Origin of the sequence: Mesorhizobium australicum WSM2073, from assembly GCF_000230995.2 — a bacterium.
GTDB classification, from domain to species: Bacteria; Pseudomonadota; Alphaproteobacteria; order Rhizobiales; family Rhizobiaceae; genus Mesorhizobium; species Mesorhizobium australicum.
In genome coordinates, this window is sequence record NC_019973.1 from 5684539 (window position 1) to 5711007 (window position 26469).

Consider the following 26469-nt stretch of genomic DNA (forward strand, 5'->3'; position numbering starts at 1 on the left):
GCGAGTGCGAAGTGCAAAAAAGAGCGTCCAACTGTCCGGTGTTGACCTTCGTGCAGCAACGCTTAAATTCAATCGATTGATAACCCCGAATTCGGGAACAACTCACCTTCGCAAACATGAACCATCAGGCAAAAGGAACCAGAAAACGCAGAGCCGCGGTCAAGGCCGACGAAGCAAAAGTGGACCTGATCGCCGTTGTCGTCGCCGTAACCGACAGTGATCCCTGTCTTCTCACCATCGGGAACGCGGATACCCTTCCGTCCGGCCCATATGCGCTGGAGCATCGATCGCTGCAATCCGGTCTGAGGGGTTGGGTCGAGCAACAGACCGGCCACCCGCTCGGCTACATCGAGCAGCTCTACACCTTCGCCGATCGGGACCGCATAGGTGCCGAGCGCCAGGAACGCGCCATCTCAATCAGTTATCTCGCACTCACTCGCAAGGAACAGGCAGCGGGCTCCGGTAATTGTGGGTGGCGCAGTTGGTACGAGTATTTGCCTTGGGAGGACCATCGCTCCGGCACGCCGGTCGTGCTCGATATCTTACGACCACGCCTGAGTGAGTGGGCTGAGGGCGCCAGCGACCCCACCACGCGACGCGAACGCCTGCAGCGCGCCGCGATTGCCTTCGGTTTCGACCACCGCAACTGGAATGAGGAACTCACGCTACAACGTTACGAGTTGCTCTACGAATCTGCCCTGATCGAAGAGGCTGGCCGCGGGCGGGACGTCGCGCCCGCGGTGACATCTGGCAAGGCGATGATCGCTGACCATCGACGAATCCTGGCGACGGGCATTGCGCGGCTGCGTTCCAAGATCAAGTACCGGCCGGTAGTGTTCGAGCTCATGAGGCCGTCCTTCACGCTGCTTCAGCTGCAGCGGACCGTGGAGGCCCTCGCCGGGAGGCTTATCAACAAGCCGAATTTCCGCAGGCTTGTTGAGCAGCAAGAGTTGGTCGAGGAAACTGGCGAGACCTCTCTCGAGACGGGCGGGCGACCGGCAAAGCTCTATCGGTTCCGGCATGCCGTCCTCGACGACAGGGCTGTGGCTGGGACAAAATTGCCGCTCGCGCGGGCTTGACATACTTATAGTCAAGGTAGACATATTCCCCTTATTGTCAGATCGAATATAAGCGGAGGCGCTGATGACTGGGGCGTTACCTACGGCTGCGTCCCTGTACGAGCGCGTCCGGCGGGTGATTCCGCCAGTCGAATGGCCGGCGTTTACCAACGACATTGAAGCCATCCTAGCGCTGAAGCGCGATCGAAACGCGGTGATCCTTGCGCACAACTACCAAACGCCGGAGATCTTCCATTGCGTGGCCGACATCGTCGGCGACAGCCTCGCACTGGCCCGCAAGGCGGCCACGGTCGAGGCGCAGGTCATCGTGGTTGCCGGCGTGCATTTCATGGCTGAGACGGCCAAGCTGCTCAATCCGAACAAGATGGTCCTCATTCCGGACCTCGGCGCCGGTTGCTCGCTCGCTGATTCGATCACGGCAGAGGACGTGCGGCTGCTACGGCAGCGCTATCCGGGGGTTCCGGTTGTCACCTACGTCAACACTTCCGCGGCCGTAAAAGCGGAGTCGGACATCTGCTGCACGTCGGGCAACGCCCGGGCGGTGGTGGAATCGCTCGGCGTGCCGCGTGTGATCATGGTGCCCGATGAATATCTGGCGATAAACGTTGCGGCGGACACGGATGTCGAGATCATCGCCTGGAGGGGCCACTGCGAAGTGCATGAGCGCTTCACGTCGGCCGACATCCGGGAATTGCGCGATGCACATCCTGGGGTCATCATTCTCGCCCATCCCGAATGCCCGCCCGAGATTGTCGCACAGGCGGAATTCTCCGGCTCGACTGCGGCCATGTTGGATTATGTCGAGCGGGAGAAACCGGTGCGCGTCGTCCTGCTAACCGAATGTTCGATGAGCGACAATGTCGCGGTCGCGCATCCCGAAATCGAGTTCATTCGGCCTTGCAATCTTTGCCCGCACATGAAGCGCATCACCTTGGCCAACATCCGCGCCGCGCTCGAGGAGAACCGGCATGAGGTTCGGATCGCTGCCGGGATTGCAGGGCGCGCGCGCCGCTCAGTCGAGCGAATGCTTTCCCTATGAGCCTCGACGTTCGTGACATTGGCGGGGCACCGGTGATCATCGGCTCTGGTTTGGCAGGTCTGATGACAGCGCTCCATCTGGCGCCGGAACCGGTTGTGCTTCTATCCAATGCGGAGCTGGGAACCGGAGCCTGCAGCGAGCTCGCCCAAGGCGGTCTTGCGGCAAGTGTCGGCGGCGAGGACAGTCCCGAACTTCATCTTTGTGACACCCTGGCGGCCGGTGACGGCCTCTGCGACGAGGCGACGGTGCGGCGGGTGGTCCGAGCTGCACCTGAAGCGATCAGGACTCTAGAGCGGTTTGGAGTCGCATTCGACCGACGCGCTGACGGTGCGTTGCGGCTCGGGCTTGAGGCGGCGCACTCGCAGCGGCGGATCGTGCATGCGGCGGGCGATGCCACCGGTCGCGAACTGGTGCGCGCGCTGGTCGCGGCAGCACGGCGCACAGCCTCCATCACTGTCCTGGAGAACGTCGAGGCCCGCCGGCTTGTCGTTGAAGACGGGGCGATCATCGCCGTGGTGGCGGCCGGGTGCACGGGCGCAATCGCCTTGCCAACGCGCCGCGCGGTGCTGGCGACCGGCGGCATCGGCGCCTTGTTCAGCGATACGACAAACCCGCCCGGCTCATGCGGACAGGGGCTCGCGCTCGCCGCTTGTGCCGGGGCGGAGTTCGCCGACCTGGAATTCGTGCAGTTCCACCCGACCGCTCTTGAGGGCCCGCGGCGGCCGATGCCGCTGGTGAGCGAAGCGGTGCGTGGCGAGGGTGCTGTGCTCGTCGACGAGCGGGGAGAGCGTTTCCTGGCTGATACCCCAGGGGGCGAGCTTGCGCCTCGCGACGTGGTTGCCCGCGCGGTTTGGCGCCAGCTCGCTCTCGGACGCCGTGTGTTCCTTGACGCCAGGCAATGTCTTGGCCTCAGATTTGACAAGCGCTTTCCGGCGATCGCCGATTTGTGCCGCGAGGCCGGCATCGATCCCGCGACCGAACCGATCCCGGTGCGCCCGGCCGCACATTACCACATGGGCGGTGTTGCAGTAGACGCTGCGGGCCGGAGCTCCATCGACGGACTGTGGGCATGCGGCGAGGTCGCTTGCACGGGTCTGCACGGCGCGAACCGGCTCGCCAGCAACTCGCTTATCGAAGCGATGGTGACGGCGAGCTGGGTTGCTGAAAGCGTCGCCGACGTGTCACACACCCGCCGACCGCGCGTGTGTTCGGCATTCGTGCCTCAACGGCCGGACGCCTCCGGCATCCGTCCAATCGTCTCCGCCGCGCTCGGCATCGTCCGCGATGGCGAGACGCTACGCGACGGGGTGGCGACCCTGTTGCCGATTGCAGCTCACGACAGCGCCGCCTCCGACCCCGCCATGGTCGCGCTGATGATCGCCCTTGCGGCTCTGCGGCGCGAAGAGAGCCGCGGCTCGCACTATCGTTCCGATTTCGCCGGACGCGATGCGGACGTGCGCCTGTCGCGGCTGACACTGCGCAGCGCAATACAGACCGCCGTCGCACTCAGCTGGCGAGCACCGATGCGGAGCACCTGACATGAAGTTCTCACCGCTTCCCTCAACCCTGATCGAACCGATCGTGCGCGGCGCTCTTCTCGAAGACCTGGGCAGATGCGGCGATCTGACCAGCGACGCCGTGATCCCGCGCGATCGCACCGCCACATTAGTGCTGAAGTCGCGACAAACGGGGATCGTTGCCGGCCTCGATCTGGCCGCCTTCGCCTTCATGCTCGTCGAACCTGCGATCGACATGCAAATCTGGCGAGTTGACGGCAGCGATGTCGCGGGGGGCGAAATCATCGCCATGCTGTGCGGACCGGCGCGGGGCCTGCTCACCGCCGAGCGTACGGCGCTCAATTTTCTGTGTCATCTGAGCGGCATTGCCACTGCCACGGCAGCGATGGTCGAAGCCGTGCGCGGCCACAAGGCGAGGATCGTGTGCACGCGAAAGACGACGCCCGGCCTGCGCGCGCTGGAGAAATATGCGGTACGCGTCGGCGGCGGCGCCAATCACCGCTTCGGGCTCGACGACGCCTTCCTGATCAAGGACAACCACATCGCGATCGCCGGCGACATTCGCACGACAATAGAGCGGGCGCGCGCCGCCGCGGGGCACATGGTGAAGATCGAGGTCGAGGTCGAGACCCTTGAGCAGCTCGATACAGCGCTCACGCTGGGAGTCGACGCGGTGCTGCTCGACAATATGTCGGTTGAGGACCTTGCCCGCGCCGTGGCAATGGTCGGCGGCCGCGCCATCACCGAGGCTTCCGGTCGGGTGACACCGAAAATGGCTCCGGCGATTGCTGCCACGGGTGTTGACCTCATCTCGGTCGGTTGGCTGACACACAGCGCGCCCATTCTCGACATCGGCCTGGATATGCCGGCTCGCGGTAATATCAGCACCCATTTGAACTAACGGAGACACAATGAGGAGCAACGCGCTCGGGCTACACGCGTATCAAAGAGGCGCGAAAGAGCACGCTACATGGGTCACCCTTCAATATTTCCGGTGTCCGAATGTTGCGCCGACAGCCTTTCGGAAGGGGCTCGCCACTGGCGGACTGGTGAGTGCGATCGCTGATCAGCAATAGAGGCTTTGACGATGATGACGGGAATGAACGAGGAATGCGACTCGGACTATGCCACGCAGTCGATGCAGGAAGCACTAGCCCGATGGAGCCGCAAAGAGGCCGAGGCTATATACGGCATGCCGTTCAACGATCTGCTCTTCCTGGCCCAGACCATCCATCGCCAGAACTTCGATCGCAACCGGGTGCAGCTGTCGCGGCTGCTCAGCATCAAGACCGGCGGATGCCCGGAGGATTGCGGCTATTGCAGCCAGTCTGCGCATCACCAAACCGGCCTGAAGGCATCGAAGCTGATGGAGGTCAATCATGTGATCGAGGAGGCGACCAAGGCACGAGATGCTGGAGCAACCCGCTATTGCATGGGCGCTGCCTGGCGCAGTCCTAAAGACCGCGACATGGACGCCGTGCTCGCCATGATCGAAGGCGTGAAGGCGCTCGGCATGGAGACCTGCATGACGCTCGGCATGCTCGACTTCAGCCAGGCGCAGCGCCTGAAAGCGGCCGGTCTCGACTACTACAACCACAACATCGACACGTCCGCGCGCTATTACGGCAAGGTCGTTTCGACCAGGACCTTTGCCGACCGTCTGGAAACGCTTGGGCGCGTGCGCGAGGCTGGGATCAAGGTCTGCTGCGGCGGCATTGTCGGGATGGGAGAGGAAAGGGCCGATCGCATCGACATGCTGGTAACGCTGGCGAACCTACCCGAGCCGCCGGAAAGCGTACCAATCAACATGCTGATCCCCATCAGGGGGACACCGCTTGCCGATGCCGACCCCATCGATCCGATCGATTTCATCCGCACGATTGCGCTCGCCCGCGTCATGATGCCGAAGTCCTATGTAAGGCTCTCCGCCGGCAGGACAAGTATGAGCGACGAGACCCAGGCGCTGTGTTTCTTTGCCGGCGCCAATTCCATTTTTGTCGGTGACACGCTGCTGACTGCAGACAATCCCGGAGAGGACAAGGATACGCGTCTATTTAAGCGTCTGGGCATCGAACCGATGCAATGCGAGGCGAAATGAACGAGCCACCGCTCGCCCGCTATGAAGCCACCTTGCAGAGGCTGGCACGCAAGGACCGGCTGCGCGCAATGGCGCCGCGGGTCGGGTTCGACTTCTCGTCCAACGATTATCTCGGGCTTGCCGCCTCAAAGAGGCTTGGCGATGCAGTCGCGGCGGCAATCCAGCGGGGCACCCCGGTCGGCGCTACCGGATCGCGGCTTCTACGCGGCAACGCGCCGGAGCATGAGGCGTTGGAGTCAGACGCTGCCGCCTTCTTCGGTGCCGAGCGGGCGCTGTTCTTCGGCAGCGGCTACATCGCCAACTTCGCCCTGCTAAGCACCCTGGTGAAAAAGGGCGACCTCTTGATCCTCGATGAACTCGCGCACGCCAGCATGCATGAAGGGGCGCGGGCCGGACGCGCCGAGTTCAGGCTGGTGGCGCACAATGACATTGATGCTTTTGAGGATGCGATCCGGCGCTGGCGCGCCGAGGGCGGCATTGGCCGTATCTGGATCGCGGTCGAAAGCCTCTACAGCATGGACGGCGACTGTGCGCCGATGGAGAGCCTGATTGAGCTTGCCGATCGGCACGAGGCCTTCATACTGGTCGACGAGGCACATGCCACCGGGGTCTGGGGACCGGGGGGCCGCGGGCTGGCCGCGTCGTTCGAGGGCCGCGACAACATCATGGCTCTCCATACATGCGGCAAGGCACTCGGTGCATCGGGCGCGCTCGTCACCGGGCCGCGAGTGCTGTGTGAGTATATTGTCAATCGCTGCCGGCCGTTCATCTATGCCACCGCACCATCGCCGCTGATGGCAGTGGCTGCGCGCGAAGCGCTCGCAATGCTGGTCGACGAGCCGATGCGCCGCGTTGAGTTGCACGAGCACGTTGCTTTTGCAAGCCGGCAACTGGCCGAGCATTGCGGAGCCAAGCCCAGCGGTTCGCAGATACAGCCATTTGTCATTGGAGACGTGGCGCGCACCATGGCGATCGCGGCGGCTCTGCAGGCTCGCGGCTTCGACTTACGCGGCATTCGTCCGCCGACGGTGCCGGAGGGTACCTCGCGGCTGCGCATTTCGCTGACGCTCAATGTCGGCGAGGCTGACATTGCGGCGATGGTCGAGACGCTTGCCGAAGTGTTGGCCACGGCATGAGCAAACGCATCGTCGTCACCGGAACCGATACCGGAATTGGCAAAACGGTTTTCGCCGCGGGGCTCGCAGGTCTGCTCGACGGCTTCTACTGGAAGCCGGTGCAATCGGGTCTCGATGAGGAGACCGACAGTGAGGTGGTCGAACGGCTCGCGGGCCTGCCATCTGGGCGCGTGCTGCCGGAAGCCCACCGCTTGAAGAGCCCGCTGTCGCCGCACCGTTCAGCCGAGATCGACGGTGTCTCGATCGAGGCTGCCGATCTTGCATTTCCGGTCCTGCCCACACCGCTGGTGATCGAAGGCGCCGGCGGACTGATGGTGCCGATCAACCGACAGACAAGATTCATTGACATCTTCGCTGAATGGCGGCTGCCGGTGATCCTGTGCGCCCGCACCGAGCTCGGCACCATCAACCACACTCTGCTGTCCATCGAAGCCCTGCGGGCTCGCTCCATCCCGCTGATCGGCGTTGTCTTCATCGGTGAAGAGGCGGCCGATACGCAAAGGACAATCACCGAGTTCGGCGCGGTGCGTCGGCTCGGCAGACTGCCGCACCTGGCTCCACTCACGCGCGAAACTCTGCGAGAGGCGATGGTTGCCGGCTTCGACCTCGCCCAGATTGCCGGAGGCGAATGATGTCGCGGTCGCGCGTCTGGCATCCATTCACCCAGCATGCGATCGAGCCGCCCATCCCGTCGATCGTCAGCACCGACGGAGCTTGGCTACAGACGAATGACGGACGGCGTATCCTTGATGCAATCTCCTCCTGGTGGGTGGTCACACACGGCCACCGCCAGCCACGGATCATGGAAGCGATCCGGATCGCGACCGGGATGCTTGACCAGGTGATCTTCGCCGGCCTCACCCATCAGCCGGCAGAGCAATTGGCCTCGGCGCTGATCGAAATGGTACCGCCAGGCCTCGACTGGGTCTTTTATTCCGACAGCGGCTCCACGAGCGTTGAAGTCGCGCTGAAGATGGCACTCGGCTATTTCCGCAACATAGGCGCGCCGCGCTCGCGCATCATCGCCATGGAACACAGCTATCATGGCGACACGATCGGCACGATGAGCGTCGGCGCCCGGGGCGTGTTCAATGCCGCCTACGAACCGCTATTGTTCGAGGTCGACACCATTCCTTTTCCGGCCGCGGGGCGCGAGCAGGAAACGCTGGATCGTTTCGAGACCCTGTCTCTTGACCGCCGCGCCGCCGCGCTCATCATCGAGCCGCTCGTGCTTGGCGCCGGCGGCATGCTGATGTATCCGGCCTGGGTGCTGGCGGAATTGAAGCGGATCGCTGAAGCGTCCGGCACGCTCTTGATCGCCGACGAAGTGATGACCGGCTGGGGGCGCACCGGAACCATATTCGCCTGCGAGCAGGCATCGATCTCACCGGACATATTGTGCACCTCGAAGGGCTTGACTGGCGGCGCCGTCCCGCTGGCAGCCACGCTCGCCAGCGATGCCATCTTCCAGGCCCACTATTGCGTGGACCGAAAGAAGACCTTTTTCCACTCAAGTTCCTACACCGCCAATCCGATCGCCTGCGCGGCCGCACTTGCCAATGTCGAGGTCTGGCGATGCGAGCCGGTCGCCGAGCGGATTGCGGCCTTAAGTGCGAGACAGGCCGCTGGCCTGCAACGCTTCCAAAACAATCCCTTCTTCACCGAGAGCCGAGCGAACGGCACGATCCTAGCTCTCGATCTGCGCACCGGCTCGGCCGGATATCTGGCGGAGATCGGGCCGAAACTGCGCGCTTTTTTCCTCGAGCGTGGCATGCTGGTGCGCCCGCTCGGAAATGTCCTCTATCTTTTGCCGCCCTATTGCATCACCGGCGACGAACTGGACGGGCTCTATGACGCCATAGAGGAGGCCGGCGAATGCTTCGGTTCGCGATCATGAACCGGTCGTCGCGCATCGTCGGCTTCGGTCATCACGCGCCGGCGCGCAAGGTCGAGAACGCGGAAATCGAAGGTCGTCTCGGGCTCGAACCCGGCTGGATCGAGCGGCGCACCGGGATACGGTCGCGCTTCTGGGCAACGGGCGAAGACACATTATCGAGCCTTGCCGCGCGCGCCGGCGACATGGCGCTGGCGAATGCCGGTGTCGAGCGTGACGATATCGGCCTGCTGTTGCTGGCGACGTCCACGCCCGACCATCTACTGCCGCCGAGCGCGCCGCTGGTGGCCCACCGGCTGGGACTCGACCGCGCCGGTGCGGTTGACCTGACGGGCGCCTGCGCCGGCTTCATCTATGCCTTGATGTTGGCGGATGGGTTCACCCGCCTCCATGGCAAAGCGAGCTTGGTGATTGCCGCCAATATCCTCAGCCGCCGGATCAATCCGGCCGAGCGCGCAAGCGCGGTGCTGTTTGCGGATGCCGCCGGCGCGGTGGTGGTTGCCCCGTGCAAAGAGCCGGACCGAGGCATTCTCGGCGCGGCGCTGGCCTCGGACGGCTCGCGCTACGGGCTGATCCAGATTCCCGCCGGCGGAAGCAACACGCCGTTTCATGGCGAGCTGGACCTCGAGCAAACCCGGATGACCATCAGTGACGGGCGTGAAGTGTTCGCCAGGGCTGTAGAGATGATGACTGACTGCTCGAGAGGTGCGCTCGGGGCCGCCCAAATGCCGCCGCACCAGATCGATCGTTTCGTGCCGCACCAGGCCAATGCCCGCATCTTCGATGCGGTCGGCAGGAATCTGGGCATAGCGGATGATGCAATTATCAAGACGATTGCCGACTACGGCAACTCTTCGGCCGCGACGATCCCGCTCTCGCTCTCGCTTTCGCATCGGGTGCAGCCGTTTCGGCCAGGCGAAAAGATTCTTCTTGCGGCGGCCGGTGCCGGTCTCAGCGGAGGCGCACTCGTCATAGGAATTTAGCCGTACGCGGTCATGCACAGGATCCGTCACCGATGACACGAACGAACGGGCGCACGAAAAAATGGTCGCCGGCAAGCTTCATGGGCGCTGGCGTGGTCAGGCCAGAGCGATCAAAGTTGCAGACGATTCTGTCGATCAGCACGATCGGCAATGCTGTCTTTCCGGGTTGTCGGCGCCAGCATGGGAGAGCGGAGCCAGCAGAGTTCATCACCCCTCCTCACCTCGACGAAGTCCTCCTGGTCGATAAGTCCGGCCCTTCTGGTCCATAGATCAATATTGTAGCGGCAGCACCGGCAGCCGAGAATTGAACAAGCGGCCCCTCGAAGGCAATGATCATGCAGTCCGAAAACAATACCCATCTGCCTGCCTCAGCAACGCTCGCTCCCTTTCGAAACCCGGTGTTTCGCTCGATCTGGACCGCCACACAAATTTCCAGCCTGGGCTGGCTCGTGCAAACGGTGGCCATCAGTTGGCTGATGGCCACTATTTCCGCTTCGGACCTGATGGTTGCGCTCGTGCAGGCTGCATCCACCTTGCCGGTGTTCCTCCTCTCAATCGTTGCCGGAGCCATTGCCGACAATTTCAGCCGCCGATGGGTGATGTTTGCGGGGCACTGCCTGATAGCATTGGCTTCAACGACGCTGATGATATCCGTGGGTCTGGGATTTGCCAGTCCATGGCTAATTCTCGCATTGGGTTTCCTGGCCGGCTGCGGCTTTGCCTTGAATGATCCGGCCTGGCACGCATCTGTTGGCGATATCCTTCACAAAAGGGACATCCCGGCCGCGGTCACCCTGATGTCCGTAGGATACAACATTGTGCGCAGCGTTGGTCCGGCTTTGGGGGGCGTGGTCTTGGCATTTCTTGGACCGCTTGCCGCTTTCGCCTTGGCAGCGCTGAGTGATCTGGCGCCGCTAACCGCGATATGGCGCACACGATGGAACGTTCGCACTTCCCCTCTCCCTCGTGAACGCATGACGATGGCAATTCACGACGGAGTGCGCTTCACTGTGATGTCCCTGGAGATCAGGGCAGCGATTGCCCGTGCAACCCTTTTCGGCCTGGCAAGCATCTCCATCCTTGCATTGCTGCCTCTATTTGTCCGGGACCAGCTGAAGAGCGGCCCGATTATCTACGGCATCTTGCTGGCCGGCTTCGGGATGGGTGCTTTCATTGCGGGCATGAGCAATAGCTTTCTAAGGCGGATCACGTCTCAAAACAGGCTGGTGTCCTTCGCCTCCGTCGCTTGTGCGGCATGTTGCCTTTCGCTTGCACTCACATCATCGGTCCCCGTGGCGGCCGTTTCGCTGGCACTTGGCGGCGCGGGTTGGCTCATCACCTGGACTGGGATCGACGTGTCGGTGCAACTGGCAAGCCCCAGATGGGTGGTCGGCCGCACATTGTCGATCTACTACGCCTTGAGCGCAGGCGGGATGGCGGCTGGCAGCTGGATCTGGGGTACTGTCGCACAGAACTACTCCTTAGGCTGGGCTTTGGAGGGCGCCGCAGGCGCTCTGTTGCTGGTTGCGGCTGCGGGAATGCTGTTTCCCGTCGGTCCATGGGAGGAAACGGATCAGGAAAGTTCGGATTTTCGCCCGCCGGAGCTGGCACTCGACTTGAAGCCCAGAAGTGGACCCATAGTGGTCAAGGTGGAGTATCGGATACCCGAAGAGAATATCGAGACCTTTCTGGGCTACATGCGCGCCAGGCGGCATGTTCAGAGCCGTGCCGGTGCGCGAAACTGGACACTGCAGCGCAATCTTCAAACGCCTTCGATTTGGACAGAGACATTCCGCACGCCAACCTGGATGGACTTTCTACGCCTGAATCATCGGCTCACGGCAGCGGATAAGGAAATCGGTGATCATCTCCTGTCACTGCATGATGGGGAGGATTCTCCTCACACAGTGCTTTCCATCGAACGCACGACTGAGGCCGCGCGTACCCGTTCCCCAACACTCTTTTCTCGCCCTCCGAGGTGACGTGAGCACAAAACGAGCGGATCGGAGCAGACGACTTGAGGCACAGTTCCCGAGGAACAAGGGCGCATTCACCCGTTATTGCAGCGCCCTTTGGGCGGCTTGCCTTTCGCGATGTTCGAACGCGTCAGCGAAGCTATCGAGTTCTTGGTGGGTCATCCCAAGCGCCCGCCCCTCCTCACGCCATGTGGAGACCGCCCTCTCGACTTCTGCGAGGATGGTCTTTGCTCGATCGGTCTTGATCCGGAAATAAGCAATGACGGACATCAACGCGTCGATCTTCGCTTCAGGCCCGGTTTCCTCCGATATCCAGGTTTTCAGGTCTCGCACACGCTCGGGGAATGGGTTGATGTCGAAGGCAGGCGCCAAGCGCCATTGCCCGCGATCCACATGGATAAAGCCGTGATTGTGGAGGTGGTCATCGACATTGGTGATAAGGATTGAGAAGGCGATACGCCGCCAAAGCTCTTCTATGTCGGCGGCTGGCTGGCTGCCGTGCCGACGAAGCATATCGACGAGTTCAGTATAGCTATGCTCGCCAGCGTCCCCTGACTCCGCGCCGATCATGGTGGCGGCGGAGACATACATGAGTCGATTTCCGTTCGGGGTCCGGTCGAAGCGCCGGATGAGCGCGACAGGAGCGCCGTCGCTGTCGATCAAACGTGTTTCAGCAGCCTCTACGCCGGCTTTTCTGGCCAGAATCATGGCGAGCACCTCGCCTTTTGTGACAGATCGATCATCGGCAACGCTCGGAAACTTACCGATAGCGAGGCGTCCGTCATCGTCGACGACACAGCATTTCGGGCGAAGGCCCCCTAGGGACGTGCCACGTCCACGCAAATAGGCGAGATCCGTCGCCGTCTCGGTGTTGGTCTCGACGGCGTGCGTAGCTGCGAGGAGTTGACCGATCTCGATGAGGGGCGGCGTGGTGCGTCGACCCTCTTCCGCCGCTCTTTGGTAGCGCCCTTCTTCGTCCTTCAACCGCAACGCACCAATGCGGCTCATGTCGTCCACCGCCAAGAGGTAATCCATCGCATTCAGAGGCCGAGTTTCCGCGACATTTCCCGCCCGGCGCGCCTCTTGGCGACGCTTGGCGTGGTCGCGCTGGATGACACGCCGACCCCATCCGTCCGGCTCAGTGTCGGCGATCGCGTTGTGGAACACGGATCCGTCGCCGCTCTTTCGATGGAATTGAGGGCCAGTGACGAGTGGCAGACCGGGTTCGATCGAGAATCCGTCCGCTGCTTTCAGCCAGCTCGCATCGTATTCAAAAGCAGCGCTCTCGCGCGAACCCTGCTGATCATAGCGCAACGTGCCCAGTGGCGTCGCTTCCTCGTCGAGGTGAACAGCAATAGAACGTCTCATGTTGCACCGGTCGACTTCCGCACCCTTACCCTTTTGGGCAAACGTTCGGCGTCGAGGAGCAGGCCTTGTTCGTCGCGCTGGGTGTCGACGATTTTAGTCAGAGCGTCGTCAAAACCCAGAACAAAAAAGGACATGGCATAAGCCCCCATAGCAACTGTCGGGTCTCCTTTTTCGATCTTCAGATAGGTGCTCTTTGCGATGCCGAGTCGTTCCGCCATCATCATTACGGTCAAACTGCGCTTTTTACGGGCGAGCGCGATGTCGGCGCCCAGCTTGCCGAGCGCCCGCTTGACTTTGGGAGGCAATGTGTCGGTCACCGTCGAGCGCATTTTTGTCTCATAAAAACGACCTTAACTAGTTTTAGGTCTTTTATATAAGTCCGAATTCGGGATTTGTCGAGAGTTGGCCAGACTGTACCCGCCCCCCAAAAGATATCGTCCTGCACCAGATGCGCCAATCTCGTGAGCATACATCACCCGATCCCCATTCGGCGTTAGGTGAGCTGCGGACGATGCGCATGTGCCGGTGCGAACCGAGCGGGCCATGCTTGGCTCAATTCCAGATTGCTCGCCCTGAGCGGGCACGCTGTCGTGACCTTTCATCGCGAACAAAAGCTGTCGGCATCGAAGATGTCGACCCCTTATGCGACTAGACGAACCGCGGAAGTTCGGCCGACCTGGCAGAGCAACACGCGTGTCACGTTTAAGACTTGGACGGGCCAGGAGACCGAAATCGGACCACTTAAGACCTCATAAGGTCTACTCAAATTTCTTTCCACCTCGCCCAGTTCTCAGCCGCGTTGTTGTCGTCGGGAAATGGCGGACCCTCCTTTCCGTAGCCGGCGCGTCCCAAGCAGCACCGCAAATTGGGCAATGGCAATGTATGCATCCACGTCATGGATGCTTCTTTATCTAAGCAATCGATTTCTCTGGCTGTTCGATGATGAATATGAAGCGTCAGTTGGCCTGGTGGGGCCATCGGAGTTGTTGAGTGGAATCGCTTGCCCAGTGCGGCCCGGGTGCTGCCATCTTCGGTGGAGTTGCCAATGTGATCTGCAGCCGAACGGCAAAAGGCGGTCGTGGAGACAATGAGCATGGATACAGCCGGGTAGCTGGGACTATCCTCTACCGGGGGAAAATAGCTGCGACAACCGCATGTAGCCGGCGAGCACGGCCGTGCGCGGGACCGTCGGTCGCCCCTGAGGCCGCGATGGTGGCGTGCCGAACTGTTCGGCCCTGTCGCCCACATTACAGCTGCGCCCGCAGTTCCCATGCCACGCCAAATTGAAGTGTTCAGTAGGAGCCACAGCAATATGCACCGTCGTAATCTGATCAAAGGATTCGTTGCACTCGGCGCTTGTCCCATTTGCGCTGAAGCCGCGCGGGCGGCCAGCACCGAATGGGGATATGCCGGCCCGGTCGGCCCCGAACAATGGGGGCATCTGGACCAGACGAATTTGGTCTGCTCGGCGGGCATGCAGCAATCGCCGGTCGATATCAGGGGCGCGGTCAAAGCGGATATTCCGCACATCGCCATAGGTTGGCACCGGGGCGGCGGCAGAATGGTGAACAACGGCCACACCATTCAGATCAACCTGCCGCAAGGCAGCACGCTCACTCGGGGGGATCGTGTCTATGAGCTGCTAGAGTTCCATTTCCATGCACCAAGCGAGCACCACGTCGCAGGTAAGAGTTTCCCGATGGAAGCGCATTTTGTCCATAAGGACCGCAACAGCGATACTGTGGGTGTTTTGGGCGTGTTTCTGAAGCCAGGCGCCACAAATGCCAGCTTTGCCAGGCTTGCTGCCGCATTTCCTGCAACGTCAGGCGAAGAGGCAGCCGTCGATGACGTCGACCCCAACGAGCTTCTGCCGGCTTCTCTTGGCTACTGGACATATGAAGGATCTTTGACGACGCCGCCATGCACGGAAAACGTCGACTGGATGGTGGCGACGGAACCGGTTGATGTCGACCCAGCAGATATAGAGCGATTTACCTCGCTATATCCCGGAAACACGCGCCCTATCCGCGCGCCCAATCGGCGCTTCATCCTGGGCCTAAGCTGACGCCGTAACAGGTCGAAGCACCGCCTGCGCGTCATGTTGATCTGCTTTCAAGATCATAAGGATGTGCTCCGCGTCGCGTAGGCGCTTTGGGCGCTTATTTCGCGCTGGAAGCGGACCAGGACCAAGTTCGGTAACGGTGTTAAGCCATTCTCATAAGGGGGAGAGGTAGGCGTGGCTTTCCTGTTCCAGCAGCATCCGGCCGCATACCGAGCCCATGAACTGGAATTCATGTCAGACCTTCGCAAGGGGTCCATCGCGGATCAAACGCCGTTTCCCTGGGAAACATGGCTCAGTTCCGACAAAGCAATTATGATCGCCCTAGCCACCTCGATTGCGCTCTTGGTCGGGACGCAGGGCCAGCCCCCGCAGATCGATCACGCGGTTCTAAGCCAGCTGCGAACGATTCAGATCAATGACGCATTGCTCCGGCGCGACGTCGTCCGCGCTGGGACGGATATGACATTGGACTACCGTTCGGTTGCTTCTACCGGACAGGCATTGCAAAAGACTCGTGAAAACTTGCAACGTTCTTTCGAGATTTCCTCCGATGAGAGATCAGAGCAATCCAGATTGCTCGCGCAGCTCATAAACTCGATCGAAAGCAAAAAGGCTGCCGTCTCAGTCTTGGTCGAACAAAATCAGCTCATGCAAAGCTGTCTTGCGCAGCTAGCTCGCTCGATTGGTCGCCTTGGGGGGGCACCGTCGAGCATGGTTGAACTTTCGATGCTGATCGTGCTTTCGGCTGAACCGAGGCTCGTTCTGAGCAAGGCTGGAGCTGCCTTATCTTCTTCATGGAGGTTGGACGAAGCTGCCGATCAGATCGCATCTCCGGACACGTTCTCCAAGGCCGCCGAACTGGAGCGAGAGCACCTGGAAGGCTACAGCTTGGCCAGCGCGCAAGCGCAGCGCACGCGACTTTTCTTCGGTTTGGTGTCCATGTGCCTCTGCATATTTGCGATCATTCGGTTCTCCAGGCAGCCTCTGCGGACGAACCGGCTGAAAAGGCGGTTGGAGCTTGAAGAGGCAATGAGTGAGATCGAAACTCGGCTCAACGAAAGTAAAGCAAAGGACGCCTCGGCGCGCTTTTCCACCGAAGAAGCGCTCAGAGTCGTTCAACGCGTTTTCGATGCGGATCAATGCGCGCTCGCACTGGTGGATCCGAGTCTCAGCAGGCATACCGAGTGCTTTGTGGCGAACACGTACACACCCGTCTGGAACGTGGCGCTTATTGATGAAGTCGTTTCACTTGTCCGAGCCGGACGGCCAGTGTTTCGCGTCGTTCGGACCGCCCTAGGGCTTTCCGGTGTTTTTCAAATTGTTGCCTGCAGGGCTTCCGATCAGCAGGTTGTGGTTTGCATCCTTGTTTTTGAAGGAGATCGCTCACTCCCCTCAGCAGACGACCTGCGGGTTCTTGCCAGCGCCATTGTGCGTTTGAGCAACCATCTTGAACTGCAACGTATAAATACGGAACGCGACCTTCTGGTGAGTCGATGGGAGCATGTGGAAAGGCTGAGGACCGTGGGCACGATCGCAAGCGGCGTTACACATGAGTTCAACAACATTTTAGGGGCAATAATCGGCTATTCAGAGATTGCCCAAAGCCTTGTGCGTCGCCCCTCCAGAATCCGTAATCACATCGACCAGATCATTTTAGCTGGACACCGAGCCAAGCTGATCGTCGACCAGATTCTGTCACTAAGCCGAAACCGACAGCGCGTGGCAGTGCCATTCAACGTCTCCGAAATTGTCATGGATCTTGCGCCATTGCTGCGGGTCACAGTTCGGTCGGATGTTCAGTTGAACTTCAAGGTCAACGAGTGGCAAACCGTGGTCGAGGGCAGCCCAACCGAGATACAGCAGATCCTCATGAATCTATGCAAGAACGCGTCGGAGGCTGTCTTGAACGAGGGCCGTGTCGAGGTCAGCGTTTCTCGCGCCCAGGTGCGCCAAACCAAGTCGCTGGCTCAGGGCACCCTGAGACCTGGAGATTACGTTCTCCTCTCCATCAGCGACGATGGCCCAGGAATCGCAAGTTCGATACTTCCGCATGTCTTTGAGCCCTTTTTTACCACGCGCTCTGTCGTCGGCGGGACCGGGCTGGGTCTTGCTGCGGTTGACAGGCACGTGAGCGCGCTCGCAGGATGCCTTGATGTCACGTCGGCTGTTGGCCGAGGGACGCGGTTTGATATCTACCTACCGGCCTCCGACGAGGAGCCAGTCAGCGCTGACATCGCTTTCGGTCGGTACGACGGATCACTTGGCAACGGAGAAATCGTTGCAGTCGTGGAGCCCGATCCAGCAGAGTTGGAGATCTACAGGGACCAGATCGCCGCGCTGGGTTATGAGCCGGTCGGCTTCGCGACCCTCGAAGGTCTTTGCGAGTGGACCGAAAGCGGGAAGGCAGCAGACCTGGTGATTTTAGGTAGAACGCCTTTCCTGGAGCGAGGACAGGCCGAATCCGTATGCCCCACCCTCATGACGGTGCCTGTCATAGTCGTCGGCCAAATCGACTCCATGCCGGTCATATCCGCTAATCAGGCCCTCGTCCTTTGGCTAGCGAAGCCGGTCTCGTCCCGGACAATGGCGCATGCGGTTCGTACAATGATGATGGCATGATACCGCCGAATCGCTCAGCCTATCCAACCACTGCGAGAAGGCCCGTCAAAAAGATATCGAAGCAGAACAGAATGACGCGTCGACACCGGCTTACCGATCCCGAGACGTTGTTCCAGCCTTAGTGCTTGTTGAGAAGGTCGGCTACTGTCTCTCCCCGTCGCCGGGCATCGGCGGCGAGCCATACCTCTCCTACCTCATACACGTCGCCTTGGGTACGGAACGGTATGATGACGTCAATGGCGGCCGACAGCATGTCAAGAAGCGTGCGGTCTTCGACAGCGGCTCCTTGCGCGCTGCTCTTGACGAGTGAAAAGAGCTTCTTGAAACCTTGTACCGGATCAGCCCCATGAATCGTTGATATCGATCCCGCATGGCCGGAGACGACTTCACTAAGGTAGGCCCAAGCGGCGTCATCGCGCATCTCGCCAAGCAATATTCGATCAGGGCGCATGCGCAAGCTGGCTTGCAACAGTTGCTCGGCCGTCACCGCCCCTGCGCCTGCTCGGTCCTTTGGATAGAGTAAGCGGACATGGTTCTCGTGCGGGATTGCAAGTTCGAGCGTGTCCTCGATGCTGATCAACCTCTCATGCGGGGGTATAGCGTTGATCAAAGTCTTGCTCATTGTCGTTTTGCCGCTTCCAGTAGGTCCGCAAAGCAGCATTGTGAGCCGCCCGCAGACGCAGGCTCGCAAAAATTGCTCCAAGTCACCATGGTCGTAGTGCTGAAGAATCGTTTCGTCCTGCCGCTCTTGGCGCTCTTTTCGTGACCGCCATTGATTCCAACGCGAATACTCGTAGCGAGAAGAAACTTCCTTGAGTTCGGTCACACGACTTGAGGGACGCCGTATCGTCAGGCTTATTGTTCCTGAGGGTACTGCGGGGGGCAAACAGATCTGCAGCCGCTCTCCGTTCGGCAACTCAGTCGCGCAGAGGGGGCTTTGCGGTCCGACATCTTGCTTGCGCAGCGCTCCGGCGAGGATCGCGATGTCCTCCAGATCGTCATAAGACAGCGGCAGTGGATGTTTCGTGAAAACGCCGGCCTGTCGGACAAAGGCTTCCCCAGGCCGGTTGATAGCGACCTCTTCGGTTCTTGGCTCCTCAAGCCATTTCAGAACGGGATCGAGAAGCAAACGCAATTGAGGATCAGCCTCCGATTGCATTGTTGTTTCTCCGGCGTTCGCGATGTTGGGGGGATGGCGCTGCGGCAGTCGCTCTAAGATCGTATACATCCGAGAAGTCGAGGTCCCGAGCCACAAAGATGGATACGGCGTCTCCTTGGTTTTTCTTCAGGGTTGGGGGAAGGTTGATCGTCGCTCTCAATGTCGTCTCGACGGCTTGTCCACCATTGCTCTGGAAGCTGTTGGTGCCGCTTCCTCCGCCAGAGCTGGCCGCATATTGACCAGCCGCCTGAAACGCGCCTTGGATGACGCTCATCAGAATCGCTCCGCCAAAGCGTTCCCGGAAGTGATTGTCCACCGTGCCAGGCATTCCGGAGCGGCCGAGCTCGTCAGCCCCCGGCGATGCTATCGAAACGAGGGCATGGTCGGGTGTTTCGATGCGCGTCCACAGCACGAATACACGCGCATCCCCCTGCTGGAGACCGCGCTGGATCTCGCCAATCACGGTTGTCCCGCGATCCAAGAGCACGACGTTGTTGGTGGCGCCTCGGACGGCTTTAGGTAAGACGCACTTCACATAGCCGGGTAAATTTGTGTCGACCGCAGTTTGCAAAATGCAGGGAATGATCGTTCCTTGAGTAATCACGAGATCAGGGTGCGGCAAAAGTGTGGCCCGGCTCGGCTCCTGTATATCTGGCTTCAATCGGCCTGACAGATCGCCACCGTTTGAAATCTCATCTGCGGTCGCCGGAGCATCATTTTGCTTGTCTTCGCTCCGCTGATCGTCATTGGGCATTTGACCGCTGCCGCTGTAGGCGAAAATTGGTGATTCCTCCGGCGGCGGATCATCTGCCGCTGGTAGGGGCGGCGTGGATGGCGCAGGCTCTGCCGCCTTGGCCGCCTCTGCGGGTGCTGGAGGTTCGGGAGCAACCTCGATTGGCACGGGACGGAATGGCTCGACGTTGGCGTCAATTGGCGGTTTTGGCTGAGATGGTTCGTCTTGTGTGCTGGAACGACCTCCGAGCCAGATGAGCGATAGAGACGAGATGAGAACAAGAGCAGCGACGGCCAACTTCTGCGATCCCGAAACATGCCGGCGGGCCGGCTCCGAGACCATCGATCCGGATGCATGGACATCATGTCCCGCCTGTGGACCGGTTTCATTCATCGTCCCGAGCCTTTCAAAACACGCCACACGTCGGGTGTCACTGTACCGGTCGCTGGCGCTCGTCCCACAGGGTCATAAGCTCTGTTGAAAATGGACAAGACCGTGTTGCCATCTCTCAGACGCCATTCCCGGGCGACGGCGGATACTTCAACATAGTCGCCTTTGACCGTGTAATTGGCAGCGGCTTCCTTGCCGTCGGGATTGATAACGTAGAGGGAGGGTATGCGGGAATTGCTTGCGAATCCAAATACGGTCGTAAAGCCATTATCGAAGACTTCCAACGGCGCGAGCGACCGATCGCCCTTTGCGACGTAGTGAAAATTGCTGTCGTCCGGACTGGCAGCTGCGGCGGGCCGATTCAACAAATCCCGAACTCTTTCGTCTTGCAGCACTCTCGCCCGGGCCTGGCCAAGAATTGAGCGCCTTTCTGCTTCCTTTCTCCGAGCAGCAGCCTCATCAGCAGGATAGGTGAACTGCACACTGTAGTATAGATCTGGTTGCTTCTCATCGAGTTTTGGCATCGCTTTCGTTGAAATGCTGAAGACGTATCTGCGGGTACCGGACTCGCTCTCGGCCAGCACGACGACCGGCTGCGGCGACAGCATCCGGCTAGCCTTGAAAAAGAGATAATTGGCGCGCGGGAGCGCAGCCAGGTCTTTGCTATTGGAAACGGCCACGGCTGCGACGGTCTCGTTGGCCGCGAATGTGACAACCAGCGTTGCCCCAACTGCGGTCGATAGGCGCACCACTTCGTCGGGGCGGTAAGCCAGGTAGCGCATCCGAGCATCATGCTTGCCGGCAAGTGGCGTGTCTTCGGCGCACGCTTCCATCGTCAGGAAGAGTGAACAGGCCAGCGCCAGAAATGCTCTTTTTGTCATGGCTGCACGAAGCCCAGGTTCGATACGGTGTCTTGCGAGGCTTGATAGGATGTGACGAGTAGACCTCCCGGATTGGTGAGCCTCGATTGCCCAGGCAGACCCGTCAAGCGCTCGTAGCGGATGGTAGCAGTCCAGGAGGTCACTATCGGCGTCTGCCCATCGATAACAAGCGTACGTTTGTATCGGATCTGCTGAACGTCGGGACTGATGTCATTTGATGAAATATGCCCGACCTCGAGCTTGCCGCGCTTCCCAACCGTGACCTGCGGCGAGGTGGGGTTGGGATAGTTGAAGAAATCTTGATATTGCTGTTGCACAGAAGGTGCGCTGAAACTGGAGACGAGGTCATAGGCGTATTGGGCTGTATCTGCCGTGTAGCCCTCGCGAAGGCGTACATATTCCCATAGCGAAGCGTTTATGACGGCTCGGTCTTGGGTTGCCGGCAGTCGAGAGATTGACACTTCGCTGTCAACGGTACCGTCCGGCCGCACCCAGAGGAACACAGGTACGAGCTTGGCCAACGGGACCATGGCAGCGATGGTAAATGCCTGGGCGACATTTCCCAGGACCGCCGCTGCGGCAAAGGCTATAAGCGCCTTTGACAAGCGCCGCGCAGACTTCGCTCGAGAAGTTTGAAACGCTTCCACCTTCTTATAGTGAGCGGCTAGCGTTTCTCTCTCCACCAGAAGGGCATGTTCAGGAAATTTCACTTGGGCTCTTCCGCGCACTCGACCTGAAGATCCTCAGGAGTGGTTTCCCATTGTCCCGCGTTCAGTTGGAATGGCGTACCCGTGCAGGTCGCAAGCCGATCGGTTGTCTTGCAGGCCGCCAAAGCGAGGATTAGCAACAGTAGATAGCGTTTCATGTTTTTGGCACCGGTTGATTGATTAACCACCCGCCGTTTTGGCAAAGTAGCGGTTGAGGTTGCTAAGAGGTCGGTTCTCGCCTGCCAAAGAGCCGCCGGCGATGCTGCTGGCGATCGTCGGAAGCGCGATGATCAGAGCGTCGCCAGCGAGGAAGAGCATATCGAGCTCGTAAAGCCCGATGATCTTGGCTGCTGTCGTGCCCGACATTTTGATTATGATAAGCATTGCTGTCAGCGAGACTGCTTCGGCCGCAATAACTATCGTCGCAACGATGTTGAGAAGGAGAAGCAGCAGCCCGTACGAGAGCAGTTGGCCGATCCATCTGGTGGCCATGTCTCGCGTGCGATCAAAAAGGTAGCCGACAAGGACCAGGGGGCCGATCGCCAAGAGCAGCTTCGTCAGAATTCCAACGGCATCGTAGATCTCGAACGCCGTCCACAGCGAGCCGTAGAAAATCCATTGCGCTCCCTGGAAGGCAAGTATGTCCTGGCCATTCATTGTCCCAATTTCGGAAGCAATCATCTGAAAAGCATACTGGCTTGCAGCAAACATAAAGTCTAGCTTCCGAGGAATATCGACGAATGGCAAGTCGCTGCTACTTATCTTGTGAGCAAATCTTGGAATCGTGTCGTCGAAGAACGCTTCAATGTACTGCTGGTAGTTAGACTGGTCCAAGATCAGGGCAACGACAATCGACACCATGATTACGCGCGAGATACTCCCGCGCGCATCGACTTGACCACGCATGACCAGACAGCCTTGTATTATTATCCAAAGCGTTACACACGCAACCAGAGGTGCGCTGACCGCCTCTTGGATCTTTTCAAGCACGTTGTGCAGCCCTGAGGTAAAGGCCAGATCAAAGATCGTGTGTATGGCCGTGAATGGCGCGGCAATCTTGAAATTCATGGCCTGAGCCTGATTTGTCCCTGATCAGCCCAGTTGAGCCGGACGAACTCTGCGTGGTTCACGGCAGTGTGCCAAACATCTTGGCGGTGTCCTGGCGCTCGCGACGCTGCGTGGCGGCCTCCTCCACGGCGTGAAGGCTGCCTTGTGCAGTGGTCATCGTCAGCAGACTCGTGGCCTCGACATTTTGGATGACCGCATCGTGAATCTGCTTGAGGACCAGACCGTTGGTCACGGTGGCCTGCACAATATTTCGCGAGCGCGAAAGCTGACCAGGCGTGTTGTCGTTAGCCTTAAGGCGCTTGTCCATTGTGTCCAGAGTGTCGGCTGCAAGAGCTGCCGCATTGGCGGCACCAGTGATTTGCCCCTCTAACAGTTTCGCTTCTGAATCGGTGCCGGTGACTCTCCGGGTTGGGTCTTGCACAATGGTACGCGCCATGGTCGAAACCGGCGCCCGAGCATCAAACATCTGCCCCTCCAGCTTATTGCTCGATGGGTAGTGGTTTCCCTGGTTCAGTGCGCCCAGCAGACCCGTGACAGCAAATGACGACTTCAGTATCTCTACCATTTCGATCGTGGTAGCGAGCGTCTGAGCTGACTTTATAAGCATCGCCGCTGTGGAACCCGCTGTTAGGCCCGCTTGTACTGTCACTGCCGGGTCGGTGACGATTAATTGCGACCTGGCCTGTGTGCTAAGCAGAAAGGAAACAGCAAACGTCGTCACTACAAGTTTGGCAAATCTCATGAATATGCTCCTTCAGTCTTGAACTTCGTGGTAACGAGCCATGAACTCGTCGAGCCACCCGCTTGGGGCATCTCCGTGCTGGTCACGAAGCTGGTCGGCAAAGCGCACGGTGTTGGCCCGCCCCGAGAGTACGGCTACGTACTCGCGCATCTGGCCAAGGTCGAATTCGCAAACAACACTCCCGCTGTCGCGCTTGAGCAAAAACTTGCGGCTGCCAATTGCCATTCCGTGGCGGATCGCCTCGAACTCCTGCGTGGTGCACTTCAAGCCATCGACATACGCGGCCCGGTCCGCAGTCGGTGACGGGTAGAAAATCTTCGTCATGCATTGTGCAACGAGACTGGCTCCCAGCGGCGATTCCAGCACGTGTTCGGGCTGCTGCGTTGCAAGTATCAACATCCCGTTGTTCTTGCGGACGGTGAGCAAGAACTTGTCGATAACAGCCGAGAACTGCGGGTTGAGCAGATAGAAGCGAAATTCGTCGCAGCTCATGACGAACCGACGGCCATCGACAACGGCGCCCACGCGGTGCAGAAGATATGCGGCGGCCGGCGCACAGACCTCCTCATATTCCAGGAGCTGCGTCATGTCGAAGCCGGTGATGGAGGCATCAAGCCTTACTTCGTCGACATCGCCGTCAAAGGCCCATCCAAGCGCATTCCCTCTACACCACCGCTGCAGCCGTGCTCCTGCGCCCTCGGAGGGGCCGTGCAGCAGGAATTCGCGCAGGCCCGCAATTGAGCGCATCACGGGTTCGAACGAAAGTTGACGAACAATGCCACGTTCTAGTCGGCGGCTTTCCTCCGGCGAGATCGGACCGCGGCCGTCACTCTCGATAAGGGCCATCAACCATTCGCGCAGAAAGTCCAACGAGGCGGAGGTGTTGTCCAGTCCACGCAGAGGGGCCAAGCCGCTCGGAGCGCCTCTGCGCAAGGCTAGATATGTCCCCCCCGTGGCCCGCACCAGCAGTTCACCACCCCGGTCCTTATCGAAAAAGACGATGGCACCATCGCGATCGACCACGCTTTGCTCAAGCATCGCGAGGATAAAGGTCATCAGCGTCGTCTTGCCTTTGCCGACGGGCCCGAATATCGCCGTCATGCCAACGTCATTCTCATGGGGGATGTAGTCGAAAGAAGTTCCACCGTTCGTGCGAAAGCGCGCAACAGCTTTGCCCCAGTGGCCGGATGCGGAACCGTTTGGGAAGTTCTCAAATGACACGAGCCCGGCAAAATTGTGCGAGGTGATCGCCCCGGGGCGTGTGCGCCACCTGTTGTTCCCCGGAAGTTGGGACCAGTACGCGGCCTCCATACCGATACCCTCTTGGACGATAACGGCGCCCGCATCGGCCAGCCTTCCGCGGGCATTTGCTGCGCGATCTGCAAGGCTGTTGAGGCTCTCGGCATAGACGCACAGGCTCAGATGATGCGAACCCATGACGAACTGGTTGCTTGCCAGTGCGTCCTCTGCTTCGGCAAGTTCATTGATCTGGGTGAGAGCCTTGTCGCCGGCGCTCGTCATCTGGCTGGACTTAAGGCTAAGCTTCGCATGAGCTTGGGGCCGAGTGAGGAAGGAAAAGCTCTGGCTGAGCACAAGCGGGAAGTTGGCCGACAGCAAGGGATTTAGCATGCCGGGCCGCGTCGTCGCCGGATATTCACGGAACGAAAACAATGACCCCACCGAGCTGCCCCCGGGCCGTCGAATCTCAAGCGCCCGCTTCCCGCAGATGACCTGGTCAGTGTAGATCGAGGCGCCGAGTGAGCCGCTAACCATCGGAACCGGAAGAAACCGGCACGTCATTATCAACCGAAGCGCCTCACCGATTTCCGTGAAGAGCACGTCGCCTTTCTCACGAATGCCCAACCGGCGCAGACCGTAACCGCCCAGTGAGCCAGCAATGATCTGCCAGAGGTCCTCCAAGCTTCGCATTTGTGTGGCCAGATCGTTGTCATTGCCTCTGGACGATTTGGCGCTACGCCAGCCGATCTTGCCGATTGCGGTGCGGGGGAACACGACGACAGTGAGGAAATGGTCGTTGCGAAATAGCTTGCCCGACAGCACACGGCTCTCATACGCCTCGCTCAGACTGCCAGCGAATGCACTTTGAAACTGGCGCGATGCCGGCTCCGGCACATCGTTGTTTCGCACAAGATGGGCGTACAGCGTGACATTGTCGTCGGCGATGTTGCGCAAGAGAGTGTTGAACGCGCGGCAGCGCGAGTTGCGCATCTCAGCGTCTTCCAAATCAAATGGCAGCCCGTTCAGATGTGCCATGGCCATAATCGATCCATCTTCCAGAAGGACAACCTGGTCGCTCAGATGACCGACATACGGAAGGTAGATCTCGCCAGATCTCTCGGTCCTGCCACTGGCGCCAAACATCACACCATTCCTCTTCCGCGCTTCGGCACTCTGATCGGATTGGCGCTGACGCTCGCCCCGCCCCAGACCGACCCATCCACGCTTCTGCCGGCGGTCTGCAAATAGAGAAACGCCACGCTTGCGGCGTTATAGTCGCGCTCAACAATCAGCCGTGCTCCGAACCAGAGTGGCACGAGCACGACTTCATAGAGCGGGTTCTTAAGGATGATGATGACGAGTCCCGCCAACATCATGAGCGCTCCGGCCAGCGTCAGCGGCACCCCCAAAAACAGTGCGGGGCGTGTCGCCGCCACATAGAGGGTGCTCACTTCCAGCCGGTCGCTCATCAGCCAGCGCCTATCAGCGCCTTGCCCAGGAAGCTGGCGCCAAACATGATGACGATTCCTCCAACGACACCCGCAACCAGGCCAAGTGAAGCACGACCGAACATCCAGGAGATCCCGATGGCCACGAGTCCGAGCACGGCCAGTGATTGTCCGAAGGGACCAAGTATGAAGGTGCAGATATTCTGGACCATCTTGGCGGGATCCGTCCCTCCGGTCACCTGTGCCGCGGCCGGCCCGCTGGAGAAGACCGTCCACGCCACGCCCGCAGCAGCGGCCGGCGCGTATTCAGCCGCCATTCGCAGCATGGAAA

25 protein-coding genes are annotated in these 26469 nt (G+C 60.0%); 12 read left to right on the plus strand and 13 right to left on the minus strand.

Annotation, left to right across the window (positions count from 1 at the left end; all coding sequences use genetic code 11):
- The first annotated feature begins 116 nt into the window (after window positions 1-116).
- The 9 genes from MESAU_RS27435 (at window position 117) to MESAU_RS27475 (ending at window position 9746) form a co-directional block, all read left to right on the plus strand.
- Window positions 117-1079, plus strand: coding sequence for an NUDIX hydrolase (locus MESAU_RS27435; protein ID WP_013533320.1), 963 nt, complete (start codon window positions 117-119; stop codon window positions 1077-1079).
- A 64-nt stretch (window positions 1080-1143) separates the two neighbouring features.
- Complete coding sequence (nadA, locus tag MESAU_RS27440) at window positions 1144-2118, plus strand: quinolinate synthase NadA (protein ID WP_013533321.1); 975 nt, start codon at window positions 1144-1146, stop codon at window positions 2116-2118.
- Window positions 2115-3656, plus strand: coding sequence for an L-aspartate oxidase (locus MESAU_RS27445; RefSeq protein ID WP_013533322.1), 1542 nt, complete (start codon window positions 2115-2117; stop codon window positions 3654-3656). Before nadA ends, MESAU_RS27445 begins: the two co-directional genes overlap by 4 nt.
- A 1-nt stretch (window position 3657) precedes the next feature.
- Window positions 3658-4536: a carboxylating nicotinate-nucleotide diphosphorylase gene (nadC, locus tag MESAU_RS27450; RefSeq protein ID WP_013533323.1), complete on the plus strand. Its 879-nt coding sequence runs from the start codon at window positions 3658-3660 to the stop codon at window positions 4534-4536.
- A 186-nt stretch (window positions 4537-4722) separates the two neighbouring features.
- The gene (bioB, locus tag MESAU_RS27455) at window positions 4723-5733 is read left to right on the plus strand and encodes a biotin synthase BioB (RefSeq protein WP_013533324.1); all 1011 of its coding nucleotides are present in this window, start codon (window positions 4723-4725) and stop codon (window positions 5731-5733) included.
- Complete coding sequence (locus MESAU_RS27460) at window positions 5730-6869, plus strand: 8-amino-7-oxononanoate synthase (RefSeq protein ID WP_013533325.1); 1140 nt, start codon at window positions 5730-5732, stop codon at window positions 6867-6869. Before bioB ends, MESAU_RS27460 begins: the two co-directional genes overlap by 4 nt.
- Entirely contained in the window at window positions 6866-7501 is a 636-nt protein-coding gene (gene bioD, locus MESAU_RS27465) for a dethiobiotin synthase (protein ID WP_013533326.1), read from the plus strand. The genes MESAU_RS27460 and bioD overlap by 4 nt, the downstream gene beginning before the upstream one ends.
- Window positions 7501-8766: an adenosylmethionine--8-amino-7-oxononanoate transaminase gene (locus MESAU_RS27470; protein ID WP_013533327.1), complete on the plus strand. Its 1266-nt coding sequence runs from the start codon at window positions 7501-7503 to the stop codon at window positions 8764-8766. The genes bioD and MESAU_RS27470 overlap by 1 nt, the downstream gene beginning before the upstream one ends.
- Window positions 8763-9746 carry a beta-ketoacyl-ACP synthase III gene (locus MESAU_RS27475; protein ID WP_172832176.1) on the plus strand — a complete coding sequence of 328 codons (984 nt, stop codon included), beginning with the start codon at window positions 8763-8765 and terminating at the stop codon, window positions 9744-9746. The genes MESAU_RS27470 and MESAU_RS27475 overlap by 4 nt, the downstream gene beginning before the upstream one ends.
- A gap of 10 nt (window positions 9747-9756) precedes the next feature.
- Here the strand turns inward: MESAU_RS27475 and MESAU_RS31355 are convergent, their stop codons facing one another.
- Complete coding sequence (locus MESAU_RS31355; RefSeq protein WP_155767326.1) at window positions 9757-9897, minus strand: hypothetical protein; 141 nt, start codon at window positions 9895-9897, stop codon at window positions 9757-9759.
- Window positions 9898-10081: 184 nt separating this feature from the next.
- Here MESAU_RS31355 and MESAU_RS27480 point away from each other — a divergent pair, with 184 nt between their 5' ends.
- Window positions 10082-11728 (plus strand): MFS transporter, encoded by a 1647-nt coding sequence (locus MESAU_RS27480; RefSeq protein ID WP_013533329.1) that lies wholly within the window; start codon window positions 10082-10084, stop codon window positions 11726-11728.
- Between the two features lie 75 nt (window positions 11729-11803).
- Here MESAU_RS27480 and MESAU_RS27485 read toward each other — a convergent pair whose 3' ends face one another.
- Window positions 11804-13090, minus strand: coding sequence for a type II toxin-antitoxin system HipA family toxin (locus tag MESAU_RS27485; protein WP_013533330.1), 1287 nt, complete (start codon window positions 13088-13090; stop codon window positions 11804-11806).
- Window positions 13087-13419, minus strand: a complete 333-nt coding sequence (locus MESAU_RS27490; protein ID WP_013533331.1) for a helix-turn-helix domain-containing protein — start codon at window positions 13417-13419, stop codon at window positions 13087-13089. Before MESAU_RS27490 ends, MESAU_RS27485 begins: the two co-directional genes overlap by 4 nt.
- A gap of 983 nt (window positions 13420-14402) precedes the next feature.
- Between MESAU_RS27490 and MESAU_RS27495 the strand changes: the two genes are divergently transcribed.
- Together MESAU_RS27495 and MESAU_RS27500 are read left to right on the plus strand one after the other, a co-directional pair.
- Entirely contained in the window at window positions 14403-15155 is a 753-nt protein-coding gene (locus tag MESAU_RS27495) for a carbonic anhydrase (RefSeq protein WP_013533332.1), read from the plus strand.
- Between the two features lie 171 nt (window positions 15156-15326).
- Complete coding sequence (locus tag MESAU_RS27500; protein WP_013533333.1) at window positions 15327-17771, plus strand: ATP-binding protein; 2445 nt, start codon at window positions 15327-15329, stop codon at window positions 17769-17771.
- Window positions 17772-17889: 118 nt separating this feature from the next.
- Here MESAU_RS27500 and virB11 read toward each other — a convergent pair whose 3' ends face one another.
- Genes virB11 through virB2 form a run of 10 tightly spaced genes read right to left on the minus strand, consistent with a single transcriptional unit; the run spans window position 17890 to window position 26464 of the window.
- Window positions 17890-18930: a P-type DNA transfer ATPase VirB11 gene (gene virB11 / locus MESAU_RS27505; protein ID WP_013533334.1), complete on the minus strand. Its 1041-nt coding sequence runs from the start codon at window positions 18928-18930 to the stop codon at window positions 17890-17892.
- Entirely contained in the window at window positions 18914-20056 is a 1143-nt protein-coding gene (virB10, locus tag MESAU_RS27510) for a type IV secretion system protein VirB10 (protein WP_013533335.1), read from the minus strand. Before virB10 ends, virB11 begins: the two co-directional genes overlap by 17 nt.
- The gene (locus tag MESAU_RS27515) at window positions 20053-20934 is read right to left on the minus strand and encodes a TrbG/VirB9 family P-type conjugative transfer protein (RefSeq protein WP_013533336.1); all 882 of its coding nucleotides are present in this window, start codon (window positions 20932-20934) and stop codon (window positions 20053-20055) included. The genes virB10 and MESAU_RS27515 overlap by 4 nt, the downstream gene beginning before the upstream one ends.
- Window positions 20931-21644 (minus strand): type IV secretion system protein VirB8, encoded by a 714-nt coding sequence (locus tag MESAU_RS27520; protein ID WP_013533337.1) that lies wholly within the window; start codon window positions 21642-21644, stop codon window positions 20931-20933. The genes MESAU_RS27515 and MESAU_RS27520 overlap by 4 nt, the downstream gene beginning before the upstream one ends.
- Window positions 21641-21799, minus strand: coding sequence for a type IV secretion system lipoprotein VirB7 (locus MESAU_RS27525; protein WP_013533338.1), 159 nt, complete (start codon window positions 21797-21799; stop codon window positions 21641-21643). The genes MESAU_RS27520 and MESAU_RS27525 overlap by 4 nt, the downstream gene beginning before the upstream one ends.
- 22 nt (window positions 21800-21821) lie before the next feature.
- A complete protein-coding gene (locus tag MESAU_RS27530; protein ID WP_013533339.1) occupies window positions 21822-22709 on the minus strand; it encodes a type IV secretion system protein in 888 nt (295 codons plus the stop codon).
- 58 nt (window positions 22710-22767) lie between these two features.
- On the minus strand, window positions 22768-23451 hold the full coding sequence (locus MESAU_RS27535; protein WP_013533340.1) for a type IV secretion system protein VirB5: 684 nt from the start codon (window positions 23449-23451) through the stop codon (window positions 22768-22770).
- Window positions 23452-23463: 12 nt separating this feature from the next.
- Window positions 23464-25833 carry a type IV secretion/conjugal transfer ATPase VirB4 gene (gene virB4, locus MESAU_RS27540; RefSeq protein ID WP_013533341.1) on the minus strand — a complete coding sequence of 790 codons (2370 nt, stop codon included), beginning with the start codon at window positions 25831-25833 and terminating at the stop codon, window positions 23464-23466.
- Complete coding sequence (locus MESAU_RS27545) at window positions 25833-26159, minus strand: type IV secretion system protein VirB3 (RefSeq protein ID WP_013533342.1); 327 nt, start codon at window positions 26157-26159, stop codon at window positions 25833-25835. The genes virB4 and MESAU_RS27545 overlap by 1 nt, the downstream gene beginning before the upstream one ends.
- Complete coding sequence (gene virB2 / locus MESAU_RS27550) at window positions 26159-26464, minus strand: pilin major subunit VirB2 (protein ID WP_411908931.1); 306 nt, start codon at window positions 26462-26464, stop codon at window positions 26159-26161. The genes MESAU_RS27545 and virB2 overlap by 1 nt, the downstream gene beginning before the upstream one ends.
- Between the last annotated feature and the right edge of the window lie 5 nt (window positions 26465-26469).